The sequence below is a fragment of the Ilumatobacter sp. genome (assembly GCF_049588435.1).
GTDB lineage: Bacteria > Actinomycetota > Acidimicrobiia > Acidimicrobiales > Ilumatobacteraceae > Ilumatobacter_A.
In genome coordinates, this window is record NZ_JBAVYV010000429.1 from 1 (window position 1) to 6,746 (window position 6,746).

Consider the following 6,746-nt stretch of genomic DNA (forward strand, 5'->3'; position numbering starts at 1 on the left):
ACGCGACGATCACGCGACCCGCGTCCTCGACCTCGTCGGCAGACGGCGCCCACGTGTCGTTCGCCGGATCGACCTGGTTGGGGTGGATGAGCGTCTTGCCGTCGAAGCCCATCTCCATCCCCTGGACGCACTCGGCAGCAAAGCCATCGGCGTTCCTCACGTCGTTGTAGACCCCGTCGATCACGACCTTGCCGGCTTCGCGAGCGGCGAGCAGTGCCGTCGCCAGGTGCGGAACCAACGGGTGTCGACCGGGGACGATCGGTGACCTCAGCTCCTTGGCCAGATCGTTCGTCCCCATGATCAGCACGGCGACCCGCGGGTGGGCGGCGATCTCGCGGACGTTGAAGATCGCCGTCGGCGTCTCGATCATCGGCCAGATCTTGACGTCGGCCGACGCTCCGGCGGCGTCCAGTCGTTCCGACACCTCGTCGACCCCCTCGACGGAGTCGACCTTCGGGATCACGATCGCCGACGGACCGGCGGCGCCCGCGGCGGCGATGTCGTCGGCGCCCCATTCGGTGTCGAGTCCGTTGCACCGAATGGTCAGCTCCCGGTTGCCGTACTCACCGGATCGCACCGCCGCGACGGCGCGATCTCGCGCCTCGGGCTTGGCGTCCGGTGCGACGGCATCCTCGAGGTCGAAGATGATCGCATCGGCCGGAATCTACTTCGCCTTCTCGAGCGCGCGCTCGTTGGCCGCCGGCATGTAGAGCACGGAACGGCGCGGTCGCAGGTCATCGGTCATCGGAGATCTCCATTCGTTGCGTCGAAATGCGCGTTGGTGCCTGGCACCGACGCGCATTTCAGAAGTTGTAGGTGGCGGCGAGCTCGGGATCGCGCTCGGACAGTCGCTTGGCGAGTTCGACGACGACGTGGCACTGCTTCACCGATGCGTCGTCCTCCATCTTGCCGTCGAGCATCAGGGCGCCGGTGCCGTCGCCCATCGCATCGATCACCCGCTGCGCGTGGGCGACGTCGGCCGGGTCCGGGCTGAACACCTTCTTGGCCACGTCGATCTGGACGGGGTGCAGGCTCCATGCTCCGACGCACCCCATCAGGTATGCGTTGCGGAACTGATCCTCACACGCGACCGTGTCCTTGATGTCGCCGAACGGGCCGTAGAACGGAAGGATCCCGTTCATCACGCACGCATCGACCATCCGCCCGATCGTGTAGTGCCACAGGTCCTGCTGGTGCGACGCACGCACCGCCTGGATGTCGGTCTCGCCGTCGGCACCGACAGGCGGATCCTCACGGACCAGGTATCCGGGGTGACCACCGCCGACGCGGGTCGTCTTCATCCGTCGGTTGGCCGCCATGTCGGCCGGGCCAAGCGAGAGGCCCTGCATGCGCGGCGACGCGGCGCAGATCTCCTCGACGTTCGCCATCCCGCGAGCGGTCTCGAGAATCGCATGGACGAGCAGCGGCTTGCTGCGGCCCGCCCGGGCCTCCAGTTGGGCGAGGAGACGGTCGACGTAGTGGATGTCCTCGGGGCCCTCCACCTTCGGGATCATGATCACGTCGAGCGCCTCACCGCATTCGAGCACCGCTGCGGTCAGGTCGTCGAGACACCATGGCGAGTCCAACGAGTTGACGCGGGTCCAGAACTGCGTCTGACCGAAGTCGACCGACTGGGCGACCTCGACGAGGCCGGCGCGGGCCGCCTCCTTCTGGTCGGCGGGGACACCGTCCTCGAGGTTCGCCAGGAGGATGTCGACGGTCGGGGCGATCTGTGGGACCTTCGCCCGCATCTTCTCGTTCGACGGCGGGAAGAAGTGGATCATCCGGCTCGGCGGGAACGGAATCTCGCTCGGCGGAGACGGGGCACCGACGGCGAGCGGGCGAAAGAAGTCTTTGGCGGGGCGCATCGCCATCGACGCTAGATGCCGACCCGATCACCGAACAACTGCGGGCGATGCGGTATCGGACACGTCACGATGACCACCGGGCGGGTCGGGACTCCGTCGGCGGTCAGCGCGGGAGGTGGACCAGGTCGCCGTCGCGTTCGACGAGGCCATCGCCCACGAGGCCGTCGACGATCGCTGCGTCGAACGAATCGGCAGGGCGAGGACCCGCGTTCAACGCAGCCATCACCCGACCTCGTCGTTGGCGGTCGCTTCCCTCGAAGCGTGCCTGGGTGACGCTCACACCGGCGGAGCCGATCGCCGGGTCGGGGTCCGGGTGGCCGGCGACCGACCACGCGCACGACGTTGCAACCGGACATTCCGCGCACAACGGCTGCGGCCGGCAGAGCACAGCACCGAGGTCCATCAGCACCTGGTTCCACGCCCAGCCGTCGCCGACGGCGACGAGGTCGTCCGCCATCGACTGTGCCCGCTTCGGTGTCAGCCGCTCCCCCGCCGTGCGGGCGAGGATGCGCGCGATGTTGGTGTCGACGACCGCGACGTCACGTTCGAAGGCGAACGCGAGGACGGCCCGCGCGGTGTACGGACCGATTCCCGGCAGCGCGAGCAGTTCGGGAAGCGAGTCGGGAAGGCAGCCGCCGTTCGTGGCCGTCACCTCGACCGCGGTCGCATGCAGGTGCTTGGCACGACGGGGATAGCCGAGCCCGTGCCAGAGCCGCAGGACGTCGCCGAGCGACGCGTCGGCACACGCCGCAGGGGTCGGGAAGGCCTCCAGGAACGCGGCCCATTTCGGGATCACACGATCGACGCGGGTCTGCTGGAGCATCACCTCGGCGACGAGGATGGCCCACGGGTCACGTTCACGGCGCCAGGGAAGGTCGCGCATCCGCGGAATCCCCCAGGAGAGAACCTGCCCGGGATCGACCGTCACGCGCTCGCGCCCGTCGCGCCGAGGATGCCCGGGATCAGTCGGCCCAGACGTCGACGCCGTCGTACGGGCGCGTGCGGTCGGGGGCGGTGCTCTTCTTCCAGATCAGCACCTTGCGCTTGAAGTAGCAGACTTCCTTGCCGTCCTGGTTGAACCCCTTGGTCTCGACCGTCACGATCCCGCGATCAGGCTTCGACTTCGATTCCTTCACCTCGAGGACTCGTGTCTCGGCGTGGATCGTGTCGCCGTGGAACGTCGGGAACTTGTGCTGGAGCGTCTCGACCTCGAGGTTCGCGATCGCGGCGCCCGACACGTCGGGCACGCTCATTCCGAGCACCAGCGAGTACACGAGGTTGCCGACGACGACGTTGCGACCCTGGACCGACTCGGCCGCGAACCAGTCGTTGGTGTGCAACGGGTGGTGGTTCATCGTGATCATGCAGAAGAGATGATCGTCGTACTCGGTGATCGTCTTGCCGGGCCAGTGCCGCAGCACGTCCCCCGGGGTGAAGTCTTCGAGGTACCGGCCGAACGGGCGCTCATGAGTGGTCATGGCGGGCAACGTACCGGTCGACTCGAACCGGTTCCAATCCCGACGAACGGTCAGCCGGGCTCCGCCTCGCGATCGGCAATCTCATCGGCGTCCGCATCGGCGTCCTGGTCGCTCGATCGTCGGCCGAAGCGCAGGGCGAAGTCCATCCGTGACTCGCCGGACTGGCTCCCCGTGCGCGCGAGTTCACGCAGGCGCGCCAGACGATCGCGTTTCTCGATCTTCCACGGCCCGACGCGCAGGCTCAGGTACGACAGTCCGCCGATCAGGATCGGGAAGAAGAACTGCGCCAGGCGGTACGAGGCGATGCCGAGCCGTGCGTTGCTGTTGCTCAGCCCGAATCCGACGAGCGTCGACAGGTAGGCCAGATCCACGTAACCGAGCCCACCAGGCGTGATCGGGACCGCGGCGAGCAGGTTCGCCAGACCGAACGACACGATCAGCGCATCGATCTCGAGGCTGCCGCCGAACGCCCGCAGGAACACCCACAGCGACGCCGCGTCGACGAGCCAGTTGAGGAGCGCGTAGATGACCACGCGCTTGAGGAGCGAGCGATCGCTGATCAGGTCCTCCAGACGAACCCCGATCTGGCGAATCGCGGCGGCCATCTTGTCGGGGTCGGACCGCAGCTTGGTGGCGACCCAGCGGGCGATGCGCTCGGAACGCTTCTGTCCCTCCATGATCCCGATCGCCAAGGCCGCGGCGATGCCGATCACGATGATCCCGGTGAGCGCCGCGCCGCCGTAGTACGGGTTGACCCCACGGCGCGGCACCGACACGACCAGGCCGATCCAGAAGACGAGGTTGAGCACGACCGCCGATCCGATGCCGGCCGTGGCGAGCGCGAACCCCGCATCGGGGCCCTTGATCCCCGACAGGGTCAGCAGCCGGTATCCGAGGGCGGAGCCGGCCGCATTGCCGCCCGGCACGACGTTCGTCAGTGCCCGCGTGCTGAGCTGGATCCGGAACATCCGGGTCGGTGTCAGGCTCTCGCCCGCTTCGCCGAGCGCAGCCTTGGTCAGCATCGAGTAGAAGAACAGCGCGAGCAACTGCAACCCGAACCCGAGAGCGATCAGGAACGGATTGAGCCGGGTCAACTCGTCCGCGGCGTTGATCAGGTCGGGCAGCAGTCCGATCGCGAAGTACAGGACCAACGCCAGCAAGAGCATCCGCAGTCCGAACCGGATCGGTCGGATCCGTGGTTTGACGTCCGATTTCGCGCCGATCGGTGGAAGCTCGCCGGTGGGAAGATCGTCCCGGTCCATTTCGAACGTCGCGTCGAAGTCCTCGCTTCGTGCCGAGTCGCTCACCACCAATTCATACCAAGCCCGACCCGGCCGCAGTTGGCATCCCCGACTCCACCGACGTCGTCAGAACAGCTCCGCGAGACGTGCCAGGCGCATCCGCAGACCACTGTTGTGGGCGATGTCGGTCTTGCCGAGGTGGACCAGGACCAGGTCTCGATCGGGGAAGATCACCACGAACTGCCCCTCGTACCCGTGACAGGCGAAGCTCCCCGGGAACGCGGGCCACAGCCAGAAGTGACGGCCGTAGTCGAGTCCCGAGTCGGGATCGTGCGCCGTCTTCGTGCGCGCCTGCTCGCTCCAGCCCTCCGGCAGGATCCGGGAGCCCCGTCCCCGATCGGTGACGCCGTCGTGCAGGTACAACTCGCCGAAGCGGGCGAAATCGAGCGCCGTGGCGTACACGTAGGACGATCCGACCACATCTCCGGCTCCGTCGAACTTCGGCACGGCGGCGGTCATCCCGATCGGTGCGAAGACCCGCCGCTCGAGGAACTCGCCGATCGCCGTGCTGCGCTCGAGCGGGTCGCCTCCCGACGCACCGGTCACGACGTCACCGACGATGCGCGCCACGATGTTCGAGGTGCCCGATGAGTAGTTGAACGTCGACCCGGGAGCGTGGTCGAGCGGGAGCATCGCGGCGTAGTGGCCGAAGCTGGGGTCGGTGTCCCCGAACAGCATCTCGATGCAGTGCGACGTCTCGCCGTCGACGTAGTCCTCCTCGAAACGCAGCCCCGAGCGCATCTCGAGCAACTGCAGCAGCGTGATGCTCTCCTTGTCGGTACCGGCCCATTCGGGAACGGGTGCGGGCGCATCGATGTCGAGCGCACCGTCGCGGACCAGGATCCCGACGGCTGCGTGGGTGATCGACTTCGCCATGCTCCACGACGTCAGGGTTGACGCCGCGGTGATCTCCTCCTCCGGCTGGAAGTCGTTGGCGGGGCGACGGCCGTACCGTTCCGCGATCACGTCACCGCCACGCAGGGCGACGAACGCGAGCGAGATGCCTTCTTCGGAGGGACGTGTGAACATCTCGTCGAGCACGTCGACGGCGGTCGGCTTGGTCATGACGCTCGACGCTACCGACGAGCGTCGCGCGCGGCGGGGAGGGCGCCGGGTCAGACGAGGCGGGCGGCGAGGTCGACGAGGCCCGGCACGTCGTGGATGTCGACGGGCAGCAGCGGCAGTTCGATCACGGGAGACGTCCCGGCGAGGCGTTCCATCCCGAGCATCTCGCGCCGTTCGGCGGTCGCCAGCGATGTCAGCTCGCGATGCCATTCGACCTGGTCCTCGAGCGGACCCGGTTCGAGATCGGCGAGCCTCTGCAGATCCTCGTCGGTCAAGGGCTCGGGCAGCGGGTGGATCAAGTTGACGACGAGACCACCGAGTGGGAAGCCCTTGTCCTCGATCGCGTCGAGGAGGTGCTCGGCCTCGCCGACCGCCTCGGCGCGCGGACTGGAGACGACGACGAACGCCGTGTCGTCGCCACGCAGCAGTTCGGAGACCTGCTTCGCACGGTGACGCAGCCCGCCCTCGATGTTCGCGAGCGAGCGGAAGAACTCGAGCGTGTCCTCGACGATCTGCGGTCCGGCGAGGCGTTTGACCGCCCACAGGAACATCGACGACGCGGCATCGGTGATCTTCGCGAACGTGCGCTGACCCATCGTGAGAGCGCGGTAGACGGGATGGCCAAGGAAGCCGACGAGTCGATCCGGCGCCTCGAGCAGGTCGATCGCGTGCCTCGACGGCGGAGTGTCGACGATCACCAGATCCCAGTCACCGCTCACGTGCAACTGGTGCAGTCGTTCGATCGCCATGTACTCCTGCGCACCGGACAACGATCCCGAAATCGCCTGGTACACCGGGTTGTTGAGCACTGCGTCGGCCTGCTTGCGCGAACTCGACTGCTCGTGCACGAGACGGTCGAAGGTCTGCTCGGCATCGAGCATCAGCGCCCACAGCTCGCCCTCGGACGACTCGTCGACGATCCCCTCCACGCGGTGCGGTTCGTCGGCGGCTGCGCCGTCGTCGAGTCCGAGCGCGTCAGCCAGGCGGCGAGCCGGATCGACCGTGACGACCACCGTGCGCCGACCCGCCTGTGC

General features: G+C 67.6%; 7 protein-coding genes. All 7 read right to left on the minus strand.

Going from position 1 to position 6,746, the window contains the following annotated elements:
- A partial coding sequence (locus tag WBV89_RS16295) for an HpcH/HpaI aldolase/citrate lyase family protein (protein ID WP_423982407.1) occupies positions 1-664 on the minus strand: 664 nt, incomplete at its 3' end.
- 139 nt (positions 665-803) lie between these two features.
- Positions 804-1,868 (minus strand): HpcH/HpaI aldolase/citrate lyase family protein, encoded by a 1,065-nt coding sequence (locus WBV89_RS16300; RefSeq protein WP_423982401.1) that lies wholly within the window; start codon positions 1,866-1,868, stop codon positions 804-806.
- A 103-nt stretch (positions 1,869-1,971) separates the two neighbouring features.
- A complete protein-coding gene (locus WBV89_RS16305; protein WP_423982402.1) occupies positions 1,972-2,796 on the minus strand; it encodes an A/G-specific adenine glycosylase in 825 nt (274 codons plus the stop codon).
- 34 nt (positions 2,797-2,830) lie between these two features.
- Positions 2,831-3,346 carry a MaoC family dehydratase gene (locus tag WBV89_RS16310; protein WP_423982403.1) on the minus strand — a complete coding sequence of 172 codons (516 nt, stop codon included), beginning with the start codon at positions 3,344-3,346 and terminating at the stop codon, positions 2,831-2,833.
- A 50-nt stretch (positions 3,347-3,396) separates the two neighbouring features.
- Complete coding sequence (locus tag WBV89_RS16315) at positions 3,397-4,653, minus strand: lysylphosphatidylglycerol synthase transmembrane domain-containing protein (protein ID WP_423982404.1); 1,257 nt, start codon at positions 4,651-4,653, stop codon at positions 3,397-3,399.
- A gap of 60 nt (positions 4,654-4,713) precedes the next feature.
- The gene (locus WBV89_RS16320; protein ID WP_423982405.1) at positions 4,714-5,712 is read right to left on the minus strand and encodes a serine hydrolase domain-containing protein; all 999 of its coding nucleotides are present in this window, start codon (positions 5,710-5,712) and stop codon (positions 4,714-4,716) included.
- 50 nt (positions 5,713-5,762) lie between these two features.
- On the minus strand, positions 5,763-6,746 hold a 984-nt coding region (locus tag WBV89_RS16325), incomplete at its 5' end, for an ArsA family ATPase (RefSeq protein WP_423982406.1).